Below are 14,676 nucleotides of genomic sequence, written 5' to 3'. Positions count from 1 at the left end.
TTCACAATCCCGGACGGAAAACCGCTTCGCACCTTAGAGGCCGAGTTCGGAAAGCCCAGGATGGTCGTCCGGACGGCGGCCGAGCGGCCAATGGAATTTCCGGTCCTCTTCCTTGATCGGCATGTCGTTGATCGAGGCGAAGCGGCGCTGCATCAGGCCCTCGGCATCGAATTCCCAGTTTTCATTGCCATAGGAGCGGAACCAATGACCGCTGTCGTCGTGCCATTCATAGGCGAAACGCACGGCAATGCGGTTGCCGTCGAAGGCCCATAGCTCCTTGATCAACCGATAGTCCAGTTCTCTGGCCCATTTGCGAGTGAGGAGTTCGACGATTTCCTTGCGGCCGCGCGGGAATTCGGCACGATTGCGCCACTGGCTGTCTACGGTATAGGCCTTCGAGACACGCTCAGGATCGCGGCTGTTCCAGCCGTCCTCGGCCAGACGAGCTTTGGCTATAGCGGTTTCGCGGGTGAATGGCGGTACGAGTGGGGTGGTCATAATTAGCTCATTGGTGGACTGATAAGATTACACTAGACCGATCGGTTAATAAGCGCAAGAAGCTTACGCTTTTTTAGCCGCTATCGCGCGAATTTTTTTGCGCCCACCACGCAGGCAACAACGCCAAGGGTCACCAAAAACATGGACCAGCTGACGCTCTCCTTCAACAGCGTGGCAGCGAGGGTGAGGCCGAAGAAGGGTTGTAGCAACTGCAATTGTCCGACCGCGGCAATGCCGCCCTGCGCCAGACCGCGGTACCAAAAGATGAAGCCAACCAGCATGCTGAAGAGCGATACATAGATCAGGCCGATCCAGGCCGGCTCCCCGATGCCGCCGATCGCCTGCGGCATGGTGTAGAGGCAAAGCGCGATCATGACCGGCAGCGACAGCACAAGGGCCCAGGAAATAACCTGCCAGCCGCCCAGCCGCCGCGCCAGCACCGCCCCCTCGGCATAGCCAAGGCCGCAGACGAGAATTGCCGCCAGCATCAGCAGATCGCCGGCTGGCGAGGCCGATATGCCCTGTGCGAGGGCATAGCCGCAGACGATGGCGCTACCAAAGGCGGAAAATATCCAGAAGGCCGGCCGTGGCCGTTCGCCGCCGCGCAATACGCCGAATATGGCAGTGGCAAGCGGCAGCAATCCAATGAAGACGATCGAATGGGCCGACGTGACATGCTTGAGCGCCAGCGCCGTCAGCAGCGGAAAGCCGACGACGCAGCTGATCGCGACGATGGCGAGCGGAATGATATCGCCGCGGACGGGTCGTTTCTCCTGAGAAGCGAGCAATAAGCACAGCGCCAGGATGCCCGCGATCGCGGCACGGGCGACCGTCAGGAAGACCGGGTCGAAATCCATCACCGCGGCCCGTGTTGCCGGCAGCGAGCCGCTGAAAATCAGCACGCCCACCAGTCCGTAGATCCACCCGCCCGTCGCCTTATCCATGTCCATGCTCCTAGTCTCCTGACCGGTATCGGCGAAGCCGGCTGGTCATTCCAGAGACGGTGCAGTACAATTCCCGCAAACTGTTATGGTATTAGGTACAGTACGGATGGACGATGTGACTGCAACGCGCGGGATCAGCGGCACGCGCATCGAAGGCGTGATGAGGGCGATTACGGATCGCATCGCGGCGCGCAGCTTGGCGCCGGGGGCGCGGCTTCCGTCGGTGCGCAGCTTCGCGAGAACGATGCAGGTGTCGGTTTCCACCGTGGTCGAAGCCTATGAGCGTCTGGCGGCGGAGGGGGTCATCCGCTCGCGGCCCGGTTCCGGTTTTTATGTCTGCGGACCGCTCGCGCCGCTTTCCCTTTCGGAGATCGGCCACAGGATGGAGCGCGACGTCGATCCGCTTTGGATTTCACGGCAATCCCTGGAGGTGGGAGACGACGCGCTGATGCCCGGTTGTGGCTGGCTTCCGCCCTCCTGGATGCCGGAAGCGGCGCTGCGTCGTGCGATGCGAACGCTGGCGCGGGCAGGCGAGAGCAGCATTTTCACCAATTATGGGACGCCGCTCGGTCTGCCCCCGTTGCGGCAGCTCCTGGCACGGCGCATGGGCGAGCACGGTATCGCCGCATCGCCTGACCAGATCATGTTGACGGACTCCGGTACGCAGGCGATCGATCTTCTCTGCCGGTTCCTGCTCGAACCCGGTGATACCGTGCTGGTGGACGATCCCTGCTATTTCAATTTTCATGCGCTGTTGCGAGCGCACCGGACCAATATTGTCGGCGTGCCTGTCACGCCAACGGGACCGGATATCGAGCTGTTCGGCCAGGCGCTCGAAAGACATGCGCCGCGCCTCTACATCACCAATTCCGGCGTTCACAATCCGACCGGCGCCGTGTTGTCGCATGTGACAGCGCATCGCCTGCTGAAGCTGGCGGATGCCTCCAGCTTGATCATTGTCGAAGACGACATTTTTGCTGATTTCGAGTACTCGCCGGCGCCGCGGCTCGCCGCTTACGACGGCCTCGACCGGGTGATCCATATAGGCAGCTTCTCGAAGACGTTGTCGGCCTCGGTGCGCTGCGGATTTATCGCCGCGCCGCGAGACTGGATCGACGGCATTGTCGACTTGAAGACCGCCACCAGCTTCAGCGGTGGCCAACTGACGGCTGAGCTATTGTTCTCGGTATTGAAAGACGGCGGCTATCGCAAGCATATCGACGCGCTGCAGGTCCGGCTTGCCAAGGCAATGAGCGAAACCATTTCGCGACTGGAGACAATCGGCATCACACCTTGGCTGAGGCCGCAGGCCGGCATGTTCCTCTGGTGCCGGCTGCCGGAAGGTCTCGACGCGGCCGAAGTCGCCCGCGCTTGTCTCGCCAAGGACGTCGTCCTTGCTCCCGGAAACGCCTTCAGCCAGAGGGAAACGGCTGGCGGCTTCATGCGTTTCAATGTCGCGCAATCGACGGATGTCCGCATTTTCGACGTGCTGGAGTCGTCCATGCGGACCTTGGGTGCGAGTATCTGACGGAGGCGAGCCGTGACGCAGGAAGATTGGGTGAACGCTCCTCATGCCGGTGGTTGCGATCACATGGCTCCTTTGCCGGTATCCAGTTTCTTGTTGAGATCGTATTTGTCGAGGCTGAGATCGTGCGGAGTTATTCATTCGGGCATTACTTGTGCAGCATTTTCAAGGCCTCGATGAAATAGCTGTCGGCGCCGGAAAAGTCGTTGGCCTTGCAATGCTTAAGAGCTTCGGCCACCATTGCCTGCGCTCGCTTTCTGTCGGCGGTGCTAATCGCCGATGACTTCAATCCGTCATTGATGCTGTTCACCATTTTCGCACACGGTCCGGAATTGCTATTTCCAGTGTTGGCGGTATTCGCGGCTAAGGCGGTGAAGGAAAAGGCAAAAGTGACAGAGATAAGCAACGGAACGACAAGAGCGAGCTTTTTCATGTCCCTGCATTCCTCAGCTCCGTTCGCGGTCTACTGATAAAACATGCAAGCCAGACGTCTCAGGATATGGTCGAATACCGGGAGAGGGATAGGAAAGACAATCGGACACTGTGAGGCAGCTCGGATAGGCTCTTGCAGGTCTTGTTGGACCGAAACATTTCATTATACCTCTGCCACAAGGCCGCTTCAATTACGGTTCACATCGGCTGCATAATCCCTATTCGCGAATGAGATCGACCGTGCGTGTTCTACTTGTTGAAGACGACAGTATTCTTGGATCCTCCCTCAAGAAGGCTTTGGAAAAGCATGCTTACGGCGTCGATTGGATGCGGGACGGCGAGTCTGGCCTTGAAGCCGCGCAGCATTCCCATTTCGCGGCGATTATCCTCGATATCAACCTCCCGCAGCTCAACGGCATGGAGGTGCTGAGGCATATTCGCCAGAGCGGCAATTCCGTGCCTGTCCTGTTGTTGACTGCGCTTGATGCCGTACGCCAGAAAGTCGAAGGGCTCGACGAGGGCGCCGACGACTATCTGGTCAAGCCGTTCGATCTCGACGAGTTGCTAGCCCGTCTGCGCGCGCTGATCCGCCGCCGCGACGGGCGAACGGAAAGTCTCATACGATGCGGCGATGTCGAGATTGATCCGTCGGCGATGGTCGCCCGCAAAGGGAATGCGCAGGTTCATACCACCGCCAAGGAATTTCATCTGCTGAAACTATTGATGGAGCGTAGCGGCCGATACGTGACGAAGAACGATATCGAATATGCGCTTTACGATGCCGATAATACCATCGAGAGCAACGCGATCGAAGTGACGATTTACAATCTGCGCAAGAAGCTCGGCACAGATTTCATCAAATCGATCCGCGGCGTTGGATATATGGTCGAGCGATGAACAACTCCACGCTAACTCGCAAACTCTTCTTCAGGATCGCGCCGGTCGTGGTGGTGACGATCGTGGTGATCGGCGCTTTCGCGTTCAACAGCGCAACGCGCGAGATCAACAATATTTACGATGCTCAACTCATAGACGATGCGAACGTTATCTGGAGCTTGCTGCGCCGTCCTCTGGAGAGAGCGCCGGACCGCTCTCCGAAGCAGATCGAAGACATCGACTTCAATATGGACAATCAACTATCCTTCAATGAGGACGCCGACGACTATGCCGACGCCCACATGTTTCGCGCCTGGGTGGACGGCCGCATTCGCTTCTACAGCAGCACGGCCTTCCAGTCCGACGTGCCGCAGCAGAAGGTCGGTTTTACCACACTCAATTATAAGGGAGAGGAATGGCGGGTCTATTCGCTGCCGATTCCGAACACGACCATCGTCATGGAGATCGGCGAGAAGATCGCTCTTCGGGAAACGTTGGTTTCCAACATCCTGCTAAATCTCTTCTTTCCACTGCTCGTGCTCGTGCCGGTCATAGGTTTTCTCATCTGGCTCGGCATCAACAGCGGCTTGCGGACGATCCACGGGCTGGTGCGTCAGATCCGCACCCGGTCGCCCGACGATCTCTCCGCCATCCCCGTCGAAGGTCTGCCGCGGGACCTATTGCCGCTCGGCCGTTCGATCAACCAGCTTCTCCAGAAACTCGGTAATTCATTGACGCTCGAGCGACGCTTCTCGGATCTTGCGGCACATCAGTTGCGTACCCCGCAAGCCAGCGTCAAGCTGTTGCTGCAGATGCTCGGCAATAGCGACAGCGAGCAGGAACGACAGACAATCATCGCCGATCTCGTGGCCAGCAACAATCGCGCCATACATCTGATCGAGCAACTGTTGCGACTGGCCAGAGTGAGCCATCATCCCCTTAATCCGACCCCTGTCCAGCTCTACCATCTGCTGGCGTCGGTGCTGGCGGAATTCGGCAACATCATCACCAGCCGGCAGCTTGATGTCTTGCTGGACGGGGGTGAAGCGGCGCAGGTCAAAACGGATGAATCGCTGCTGCGCATGATGATCAGCAATCTTTTGGACAACGCCATCAAATACACGCCCGTCGGCGGCAGGATCGAAGTGGTGATCGCGTCCGAAAGCGACCTGTGGCGGATATCGATCAGCGACAGCGGCCCTGGCATTCCACCCGATGAGCGCGCGGCGGTCTTTCAGCGGTTTTATCGGCTCGACACGCTTCATACAGACGGCGCAGGGCTTGGTCTTGCAATTGTCGCCGACACGGCCGACCGTCTCGCCGCGACGATCGAGCTGTCTACGCCGCGTTGGGGCACCGGCCTGCGGGTCGATTTGCGACTGCCCAAAAGCAGATAACCAACTTAGCCGCGTTTTTCATTTTCGCATCATCCTCCCCTCATGCCCGGCTCATCAGAAGTTGTTAGACGCAACTCAGGGATAAGGCGAAAGGGCATTTTCATGCAGGTGTTTTGCGATTTTGATGGAACCATATCCATCGAAGACGCGACGGATATGGTGTTGTCCCGTTTCGCCGGTTCCGAATGGGAAGACATAGAACAGCAGTGGAAACAGGGCCTGATCGGGTCGGCGGAATGCATGCGTCGGCAGATAGGGCTCGTCAAGGCGAGCCGGGCGGATCTCGACGCGCTCCTGAACAGCGTGTCCATCGACCCCGGCTTCCAGGATTTCCTGTCCTATTGCAATCAAAGTGATTTGCCCGTGACGATCGTCAGCGATGGCGTCGATTACTTCATTCGTCACATCCTGGCGCGCCACGGCATCGATGATCTGCCGATTATCGCCAACATCCTCACCCATCGCTTCGTCCATGGCCGAGAGTCCTATTCTCTTTCTCCGTCGTCCACGACAGCCGGCTGCATGTCCGGTTCAGGCGTCTGCAAATGCCTTGTTGTCAATAGCGCCGGACTGCAGATCTATATAGGTGATGGACGAAGCGATTTCTGTGTTGCTGACAAGGTCGACCTCGTTTTCGCAAAAGACAAGCTCGCCGATTATTGCGTCGACCGCGGCATTCCCTTTGTCGGTTTCGAAGATTTCACCGACTTGCTTCCAAAGATGAAAGCAATTCTTCCCAGTGCCGCACGGGGACACCGCGCGCTGCTGCATTCCAAGATCGCATGAACAGACCGAGAGGCATTTAATGAAAACCAATGTAGCCGAAGCCTTCAGTGGCGAGATTCAATCGCCCGTCAGATCTGAGGCAGAGTTGCGTATCCTCGAGGAAGCCTATTGCTCCCATGGCGATACTGTCCACTACGCGGCAAAACCGAAATTCTTCGAAGAATGCGACGGTTCCTACGTTTACGACCAGGCAGGGACTCCGTTCCTCGATCTGCAGATGTGGTATTCCGCGGTCAATTTCGGCTATCGCAACGAACGCCTGAACGCGGCTGCCCATCGGCAGCTCGACCGACTGCCGCAGGTCGCCTCGCAATATCTGCATCGCGAAAAGGTGGAACTGGCGGCCATGATCGCCCAGGACGCCGAGCGCAAGTTCGGGCACAAGGGACGGGTTCATTTCAATGTCGGCGGCTCACAGGCAGTCGAGGATTCCTTGAAGCTGGTGCGCAATTTTACCGGCGGCAAGAGCCTGATGTTTGCCTTCGAGGGTGGTTATCACGGCCGCACCCTCGGTGCCTCGGCCATCACGTCGAGCTACCGCTATCGCCGCCGTTACGGTCATTTTGGAGATCGGGCGCAGTTCATCGAGTTCCCCTATCATTTCCGCGGCCCGAAGGGCATGTCGAAGGAAGAATACGGACACCATTGCGTCCAGAAGTTCGCTCGCCTGTTCGAGAGCGAATATAACGGCGTCTGGGATCCGAAAGCGGGCAAGTCCGAATATGCTGCCTTCTACATCGAGCCGATTCAGGGCACCGGCGGCTATGTCATTCCGCCGATGAACTTCTTCGTCGAACTCAAGAAGGTGCTGGACGATCATGGCATCTTGCTCGTCGTCGACGAAATCCAGATGGGCGTCTACCGCACCGGCAAGCTTTGGTCGATCGAGCATTTCGGCGTTTCACCCGATGCTCTTGTCTTCGGCAAGGCGATCACCAATGGGCTCAATCCGCTTTCAGGCGTCTGGGCGAAGGAAGAGATGATCAATCCGACGATCTTCCCGCCCGGTTCGACACATTCCACCTTCGCCAGCAACCCGATGGGGACCGCCGTGGCTCTCGAAACCATGAAGATGTTGGAAGAGGAGGATTTTGGCGCGGCCATCATGGCCAAGGGCGCCTATTTCCTCGATGGGTTGAAGCAATTGCAGAAGCGCCATGCCATCGTCGGCGAAGTCGACGGGCTGGGTTTGGCCTTGCGGATGGAGATCTGCAAGGACGACAGCTACACGCCGGACAAGGCCACGATGGATTGGCTTTGCGATGAAGGCATGAAGGGTGATCTGCAGGTCGGCGCCAAAATGTACGGCCTCGTGCTCGACGTCGGCGGCTACCACAAGAACGTCATTACCTTCGCGCCCAACCTGCTGATCACCCGTGAGGAGATCGATCTGGCGATCGCCCTCCTCGATCAGCTTCTCACGCGCGCAGCCCGGAGATAAGACGGTGCAACTCCTTCTCCTTCATCTCGATGATGCGTTGGAGTTGCAGCCGGATTTCGTGCGCGCCTGCAAACTTGCGGGCGCGTGCCAGCACATCGACAAAGGAACGGGCACAGCAATCCGGCTCTGGAGCAACCAGAAAGCGCTTGCCGAACTCAGTCGCGATATTGTCAAGAGCACTCCCGCAGCCGGCAAGGATCCGCAACTCTGTTTCATGGGCTCGGGCGATTTTCATCATGTGACTGCGCTGCTTCTTGACGGGGCTTTGGAGCGGCAGTCGGTGGCGGCGACGCTCATTCATTTCGACAATCATCCTGACTGGGTGACCTTCAACGGTGGCATGCATTGCGGGTCCTGGGTCAATAGCGCGCTCGCTCATCGCAATATCCAGAAGGTCATCACCATCGGGGTTTGCAGCCGGGACCTTCGCAGCCCTGAGCGTAAGGGAGCCAATCTGCATTGGCTCGGCGACGGTAAGCTCGAACTCTACCCTTATCAACACCCGCCGAGCCGGGTGCTCGCCGATTATGGCACCGGCGCCAGCTATCGGCAGGAGAAGGGCGCGTTGCACTGGAGATCCATTTCCGAGATCGGCGAGGAAAATTTCATCGACCGAATGCTCAGTCGTATTCGCACCGAGGCCGTTTACGTGACGATCGACAAGGATGTGCTGGCGGCAGACGACGCTGTCACCAACTGGGACCAGGGTCGGATGCGACTGCCTTATCTGCTCGCGCTGATCAGCGAGATCGGCAGCCGTCATCGCATCATTGGCGCCGATGTCATCGGTGACTACTCCGCCCCGAACTATGCCGGCGACCTTAGAACCCGGCTCTTGAAAAGGGCCGAGATTTTTATCGATCAGCCACATATCCGGCCAAAGGCCGAAACGACCAGGAACATCAACAGTGCCGCAAATCATGCACTGCTGGAGGTCCTGGCGGAGTACATGGCATGAGCGGCAGTTTGACCCTTCCGATGCTTGCATTGATCCTTTTCTGCGTGCTGGCGGAAACGGCACGCGAGGTGTGTTTTAAGCAGGCTGCAAGCGAAAACGCGTTGCTCTCGGCGCTGACCAAGCCTATCACGTGGCTGGGCATTGGCTTCTGGGCAGTGGAGCTGCTGGCCTGGACCGCCGTGCTCGAGCACGTGCCCCTATCGATAGCCTTTCCGCTCATGGCGTTGAGCTATGTCGTCATCGTCTTCGCCGGAGCCCTGATATTCAAGGAAAACATCAACCTCCGCCACGCAACGGGCGTCTTTCTCGTGACCGCCGGCGTGGCCTGCGTGGGAGTAACCGGACTATGAAAATCTTTGCGCACACCAGATGGGATGCCGCACCGGTTCTGGCCGCTGTGGCGCATCTCGCTTTCGACGTCTATCTGATCGTCGGTTTCGCAAGCCGGCCCTTGTGGCTTTCCGCTGTCCTCGGCTGCCTGTACGCCGTATCGATCTCGTGGAACATCAACAGCATATCCCATAATTTCATCCACACACCCTATTTCAAGCCGCGCTGGATGAACTATGCGTTCAGCCTGCTGGAATCGGTTGCGATCGGTTTTTCGCAGACCTACTATCATTGGGTGCATATGCGCCATCACTCCGGCAACAGCGACCGGCCGGACGAAAAGGGCGATACGATCGATCTGTTGTCGATCTACCGCCACGGCCGTAACGGCGAGCCGGAAAATGTGTGGTCCTATACGTTTCTGAGCTTCTTTCGCGACAGCCTCGGCGACATTCACAAGGCCATTGCCCGTAACCGCCCTTTCGACGCGAAATGGGGCCGGTTCGAACTCTTCTTCTTCCTAGGGCTCGCTGCAATTGCGCTGATCTATGACTGGAAGGCCGTGCTGTTCTTCGTGCCGTTCTATTATTTCGGCAACTGCCTGTCGTCGCTCAACGGCTATTACGAACATCTGAACGGCGACCCGGACGAGCCGATCGCGTGGGGCGTCAGTAGCCACAAGTCATTCTACAACTGGCTGTGGTTCGGCAATGGCTATCATGCCGAGCACCACTATCGGCCGCGGACCCACTGGACGAAGCTGCGCACGCTGCACGCACAGATCAAGGAAGAGCAGGAAAAGGCCGGCACACACGTCATCAGTACCTGCCACGCGCTTGGCTTCATGGCCAAAGAAAACCGGCAGGCGGAGCTGTCCCATGAAAATTGACGGGTTGAGCTTCTATCTGGAAGGCTCAAATGGAAAAGGCATTGTACTAGTTCATGGGTTGACCGGGGCTCCGGCCGAAATGAAGCTGGTCGCCCGCCTTCTCCATCGCAAAGGCTACAGCGTCTATGCGCCGCTGCTGGCGGGCCATGGGGTCGACGCGGTCACCCTCAGGCGGTCACGGTGGGAGGACTGGCTGGAGAGCGTCTTGAAGGCTTCGGATTTCCTTGCGGCCAGGACGCAGCAGGTTTTTGCCGCCGGTATCTGCGTCGGCGGCAAGCTCTCCATGCTGGCAGCCGAAAGACGTCCGGAGACGATCCGTGCCGTGGCCATCTATTCCCCCTGCTTTCATTATGACGGCTGGGACGTCCCCTTCTATTATCCGCTGCTGTCGTCACATATCGGCTGGCTTTGCCGAATTCCTTTTCTCGACCGTCTCAATTTTCGCGAGACCGCATCCCTCGGGATCAAGGACGAGCGGATGCGCAAGCTGATCGAGGCTATGGGAGGGGATGGCGTTCTCGAAAAATTCCCCGGCAGAGGGCTCGTCGAGATGCATCGGCTGGCCAAGACCCTCAGGAACAGACTGCCCCAGATGACGACGCCAACGCTAATCCTGCACGCCGTGGACGACGACCTCAGCAGCCCCAGGCATGCACGCTATATTTCCGACCATATCGGCGGCCCGCACGAGCTCAGATGGATCGAGGACAGTTACCACATGATCCATGTCGACCGTCAGCATCGGCAGGTCGCGGATTTCACCGCGGAGTTCTTCGAGGCGACGAGTCATGTTGCAGCTGTCGCCTAATCCCTCGCCGGCGCCAGCGCGCGATCCGGTTGCCGAGGTGCATTTCACCATCCGCGCCATCGGACGCGATGCCTGGAATGCCTGCTTCCACGATCAGGTCGAGGACTATGACTGCCTGCTGGCCATCGAGGAGGCTGGCATCGCCGGTTTCGAATGGCGCTACATAACCGTCGTGGAACACGGACGGGTCAGCGCCGCGATGCCGGCTTTCCTCTGTCCCTATGCCTTAGACACGACACTGGAAGACGGATTTCTCCGAAAGGCGGTGCGTCGCATACGGCAGCGCTTCCCGGGTTTCCTGACGCTGCGCCTCGCCTGTCTCGGTTCGCCCTGCACGGAAACGGGCGCGGTCGGCTTTCACCCCGATGTGCCGCTGGAACGCCGCGAAGCGCTGTTTGCGACCCTATTGTCATTCTTCGAACAACTCGCGGCAAGTGAAGACTGCGCGCTGATGGGCCTCAAGGACATTCCCGTGCCGATTGCAGCCGCGCTCGACGGCCCGCTCACTGCCCGTCGTTACGCGATGATCGGCGGCCTGCCAACTGCCTGGCTCGACATCGATTTCAAGTCGATTGATGAATATCTTGGCCGGCTTTCCTCCGGTACGCGTAAGGACATGCGCCGCAAGTTGAAATCCTTCCAGCAAGTCAGGGTCGAGATCCGGACGGATTTTGGCGATTTCCTGCCGGAAGTCGTGGCGCTCTACCATGACACTCGCAATCGCAGCGAATGGCAGTTCGAGGAGCTTACGGCCGAATACTTCGAGGGAATCCTCTCCCGCATGCGCGGTCGCTCTTTCTGCGCCTTCTACTTCGTCGAGGACAGGCTGCTTGCCGCCAATTTGATTGTGCATGACGGACGTGTCGCCATCGACAAATTCTTCTGCATGGATGGCGAAGAGGGGCGGCCGTACAATCTTTATTTCCTGAGCTGGTTCACCAATCTGGGCTATTGTCTGGAACACGGCATAGGCCGTTATCAGAGCGGCCAGGCCTATTATGAAAACAAGATACGGCTTGGCAGCAAGCTGACCGCCAACGCGATGTTCTTTCGCCATCGCAACCCCTTTCTTCAGAAAATACTACGGCTGGCTTCCCCGTTGTTTTCAACAGACGAGGTGGGCCAGTAATGTCGATGCGCTTATCCTGGTTGGCGGTGCCGGTATTGAACACGCTGTACCAATTTTTCATCAAGCACGGGGCCGCGCAATTGGACGGTGCGGCCGGCGCGGACTGGCTATGGCGTGCGCTCGCATCGCACTGGATTCTGGCGGCGATCGCTGCCGAAATCCTCTGCTTCTTCATATGGATGAACGTGCTTTCCGAACTTGACCTGAGCCGTGCCTTTCCCCTTTCCGGCATCAGCTATGTGTTGATCATCGCCACCGGCTGGTTCGTCTTCGGCGAACCAGTCGTCGGCCTGCAGGTGATCGGCAGCGGATTGATCCTGACGGGCGTCTGGCTGATCGCAGGCGCTGCCGGTGAAGCATCACGCCAGGATGACTGGGACACGGAGCACAATTCGCTACGCGTCGACACAGGTAAGGATAGGTAATGTCCCGATTGCAAGCTGAAGATCGTCGCCAAAACAAAGGTGCTGCCGTTGCGTCCAACATTGCAGACTGGTGTCTGAAACGGGCGCTGTCGCATATCGTGACGCGAGGATCTCTGACGGTGACGACGGCGGCTGGCCGCGTTCTGACATTCGGTGATGACAGCGGTCAGTCGGTTCACGTCCGCTTTGCCGATACGCGCGCGCAATGGGCCTTTCTGATCGACGCTGACCTCAGACTCGGCGAGCTCTACATGGATGACCGATTCCTCGTCGAACGAGGCTCGCTCTACGATTTCGTAGCGATGATGCTGCGGGAGGCGCAAAACAGCACGCATCCGCTCATCGCGCGCGTGATTGACCATATCCGGACGCGGCTGCGGATTTTCCGTCACCGCAATCTGCCGGGGCGCTCGAAGACAAACGTCGCGCATCACTACGATCTCGACGGCCGCCTCTACGAACTTTTTCTGGATGCAGACCGGCAATATTCCTGCGCCTATTTCGAACATCCCGACCAATCCCTCGAAGAGGCGCAGTTGGCCAAGAAAAGGCACCTTGCGGCCAAGCTGCTGATCGAGCCCGACCACAGCATTCTCGACATCGGCTGCGGCTGGGGAGGTCTTGCCCTGCACCTGGCCGAGCAGGCACCTGGCGGCTATGTGCTCGGCGTCACCCTGTCCGAAGAGCAGCACGAGTATGCGTCGAAACGGGTGCCCGCCAGCATCGATCGATCGAAGGGGGAAGTTCAGTTTGCGCTCAGAGACTATCGCAGCCTGACGGGCCATTTCGACAGGATCGTCTCCGTCGGCATGTTCGAGCATGTCGGAATTGCATCCTATCGAACCTTCTTCCGCAAATGCGCCGAGTTGATGGAGGATGACGGCATCATGGTCCTGCACACGATCGGCTGTGCGGCGACACCGGGCTTTACTACGCCCTGGCTCGACAAATACATCTTCCCCGGCGGCTATATCCCAGCGCTTTCGGAGATAGTTCCGGAAATCGAGGCCGCGGGATTGTCGGTTACCGATGTCGAGGTGTTGCGGCTGCACTATGCCTGGACGCTCGCCAACTGGCGCGAGCGTTTCATGGCGCGCTGGGCCGAGGTGACGGAGCTCTATGACGAACGCTTCTGCCGCATGTGGGAATATTATCTTTCGACTGCGGAGGCTGCCTTCCGGTACGAGGACCTCGTTGTCTTCCAGATCCAGATGACCAAACGCAACGATGTCGTCCCGGTCACTCGGGATTACATCGCCCGGAACGAAGCCCGCCGATCTCTAAAACCGGATATCGAACGTTCTGTTGAGGGTAAAGCCGATAATGTTCTGGTTGGGTGAACCGATCTGTGAGGTGATCGGACTATCGGCGGCATCGCTCACCAGACGGCTGTATTTGTCATAGAGCTGCACGCTCCAGGCCGGCGAAATCGTGTAGGTTGCCGCCACCGTGAAGCCAACGGATTTGACGCCGCCGCTGGCGTCGAAGGCACTGAGGTGGCCATTCTTCGCCGACTCGCTTGCGGAGATTCCAAAATTGTTGCGCATATAGGTGGAGTTTGCCAAAGACAGGCGCGGCCCAGCGGACAGGAGCCATCTGTCCCCAACAGGCTGGAACCAATCGAGTGACAGATCGGCGACAAGGCCATCGCCACCCCACAGCGCCTGGCGTGTCTCGACCCGCACCCGCAACTGATTTTCCATCGGCCAATATTGTGCGAATGCGCCCGCATCGAAATTCCAATGAACCCTGTGCAGGCCGTTGAGGTTAGAATCCTCAAATGCCGAGCGCCCGCCCCTGAAACCGACGACAGGGCCGATTTCGATGCCACCGAGGTCGAAGAGGCCGTAGTCGATATTGTCGTCGGGCTCGCTGTAATCCTGAGTTTCGCCAAGGCGATGGACGTCGAAAGATGGCAGGCCGCTAAAGGAGAGATGCTTCGATCCCTCGTAGGAAGGCCCGTATTCAACCGTACCGCCAAGCGTCACGACCCAGGTGTTCGAGCCAGACTTCGCCGCCTCCTCCGCCAAGGCCGGAGCAGCGGAGATCACGGATGTTGCAGGCAGAACCGCCCCCGCAAGCGCCAGGAACCTGGCAAAAGAAGATGTTTTGACGCCGAACACTATGCCAATGCCCATCCCTAATCGCCGACACCGATTTACAGGCAGATCGCCCCCAGCGGTATTACTAACACGTCCTGCGGTTTTAAAAACAGAAAAAACTTGAGATGCAATCGCT

16 protein-coding genes are annotated in these 14,676 nt (G+C 58.4%); 12 read left to right on the top strand and 4 right to left on the bottom strand.

The window, feature by feature from the left end:
* Window positions 1-33: 33 nt before the first annotated feature.
* On the bottom strand, window positions 34-498 hold the full coding sequence (locus PY650_RS00420) for a nuclear transport factor 2 family protein (protein WP_285877108.1): 465 nt from the start codon (window positions 496-498) through the stop codon (window positions 34-36).
* 80 nt (window positions 499-578) lie between these two features.
* Window positions 579-1,442, bottom strand: a complete 864-nt coding sequence (locus PY650_RS00415; RefSeq protein ID WP_285877107.1) for a DMT family transporter — start codon at window positions 1,440-1,442, stop codon at window positions 579-581.
* Between the two features lie 106 nt (window positions 1,443-1,548).
* On the opposite strand from PY650_RS00415, the gene PY650_RS00410 reads away from it, so the two are divergent.
* A complete protein-coding gene (locus PY650_RS00410; RefSeq protein WP_285877106.1) occupies window positions 1,549-2,970 on the top strand; it encodes an aminotransferase-like domain-containing protein in 1,422 nt (473 codons plus the stop codon).
* Between the two features lie 145 nt (window positions 2,971-3,115).
* Here PY650_RS00410 and PY650_RS00405 read toward each other — a convergent pair whose 3' ends face one another.
* A complete protein-coding gene (locus tag PY650_RS00405; protein WP_285877105.1) occupies window positions 3,116-3,400 on the bottom strand; it encodes a hypothetical protein in 285 nt (94 codons plus the stop codon).
* A 239-nt stretch (window positions 3,401-3,639) separates the two neighbouring features.
* On the opposite strand from PY650_RS00405, the gene PY650_RS00400 reads away from it, so the two are divergent.
* The 11 genes from PY650_RS00400 to PY650_RS00350 all read left to right on the top strand — a co-directional run bounded on the left by PY650_RS00400 (window position 3,640) and on the right by PY650_RS00350 (window position 13,778).
* The gene (locus PY650_RS00400) at window positions 3,640-4,296 is read left to right on the top strand and encodes a response regulator transcription factor (protein ID WP_285877104.1); all 657 of its coding nucleotides are present in this window, start codon (window positions 3,640-3,642) and stop codon (window positions 4,294-4,296) included.
* The gene (locus PY650_RS00395) at window positions 4,293-5,672 is read left to right on the top strand and encodes a sensor histidine kinase (RefSeq protein WP_285877103.1); all 1,380 of its coding nucleotides are present in this window, start codon (window positions 4,293-4,295) and stop codon (window positions 5,670-5,672) included. Before PY650_RS00400 ends, PY650_RS00395 begins: the two co-directional genes overlap by 4 nt.
* Before the next feature lie 102 nt (window positions 5,673-5,774).
* Window positions 5,775-6,458 (top strand): MtnX-like HAD-IB family phosphatase, encoded by a 684-nt coding sequence (locus tag PY650_RS00390; RefSeq protein ID WP_285877102.1) that lies wholly within the window; start codon window positions 5,775-5,777, stop codon window positions 6,456-6,458.
* Window positions 6,459-6,477: 19 nt separating this feature from the next.
* Window positions 6,478-7,899 carry an aspartate aminotransferase family protein gene (locus PY650_RS00385; RefSeq protein WP_285877101.1) on the top strand — a complete coding sequence of 474 codons (1,422 nt, stop codon included), beginning with the start codon at window positions 6,478-6,480 and terminating at the stop codon, window positions 7,897-7,899.
* A gap of 4 nt (window positions 7,900-7,903) precedes the next feature.
* Window positions 7,904-8,857 carry an arginase family protein gene (locus PY650_RS00380; RefSeq protein ID WP_285877100.1) on the top strand — a complete coding sequence of 318 codons (954 nt, stop codon included), beginning with the start codon at window positions 7,904-7,906 and terminating at the stop codon, window positions 8,855-8,857.
* Window positions 8,854-9,207 (top strand): DMT family transporter, encoded by a 354-nt coding sequence (locus PY650_RS00375; RefSeq protein ID WP_285877099.1) that lies wholly within the window; start codon window positions 8,854-8,856, stop codon window positions 9,205-9,207. The genes PY650_RS00380 and PY650_RS00375 overlap by 4 nt, the downstream gene beginning before the upstream one ends.
* Window positions 9,204-10,076: a fatty acid desaturase family protein gene (locus tag PY650_RS00370; RefSeq protein ID WP_285877098.1), complete on the top strand. Its 873-nt coding sequence runs from the start codon at window positions 9,204-9,206 to the stop codon at window positions 10,074-10,076. The genes PY650_RS00375 and PY650_RS00370 overlap by 4 nt, the downstream gene beginning before the upstream one ends.
* A complete protein-coding gene (locus tag PY650_RS00365; protein ID WP_285877097.1) occupies window positions 10,066-10,884 on the top strand; it encodes an alpha/beta hydrolase in 819 nt (272 codons plus the stop codon). Before PY650_RS00370 ends, PY650_RS00365 begins: the two co-directional genes overlap by 11 nt.
* Entirely contained in the window at window positions 10,865-12,013 is a 1,149-nt protein-coding gene (locus PY650_RS00360) for a GNAT family N-acetyltransferase (protein WP_285877096.1), read from the top strand. Before PY650_RS00365 ends, PY650_RS00360 begins: the two co-directional genes overlap by 20 nt.
* Window positions 12,013-12,438 carry an EamA family transporter gene (locus tag PY650_RS00355; RefSeq protein WP_285877095.1) on the top strand — a complete coding sequence of 142 codons (426 nt, stop codon included), beginning with the start codon at window positions 12,013-12,015 and terminating at the stop codon, window positions 12,436-12,438. Before PY650_RS00360 ends, PY650_RS00355 begins: the two co-directional genes overlap by 1 nt.
* Entirely contained in the window at window positions 12,438-13,778 is a 1,341-nt protein-coding gene (locus PY650_RS00350; RefSeq protein WP_285877094.1) for an SAM-dependent methyltransferase, read from the top strand. The genes PY650_RS00355 and PY650_RS00350 overlap by 1 nt, the downstream gene beginning before the upstream one ends.
* Here the strand turns inward: PY650_RS00350 and PY650_RS00345 are convergent.
* On the bottom strand, window positions 13,719-14,576 hold the full coding sequence (locus PY650_RS00345) for a MipA/OmpV family protein (protein WP_285877093.1): 858 nt from the start codon (window positions 14,574-14,576) through the stop codon (window positions 13,719-13,721). The two genes, PY650_RS00350 and PY650_RS00345, sit on opposite strands and share 60 nt — an antisense overlap.
* Window positions 14,577-14,676 lie beyond the last annotated feature (100 nt).

Source organism: Martinezella calliandrae, from assembly GCF_030272695.1.
Lineage (GTDB): Bacteria > Pseudomonadota > Alphaproteobacteria > Rhizobiales > Rhizobiaceae > Rhizobium > Rhizobium calliandrae.
This window is presented reverse-complemented; position numbering and strand designations above follow the sequence as displayed.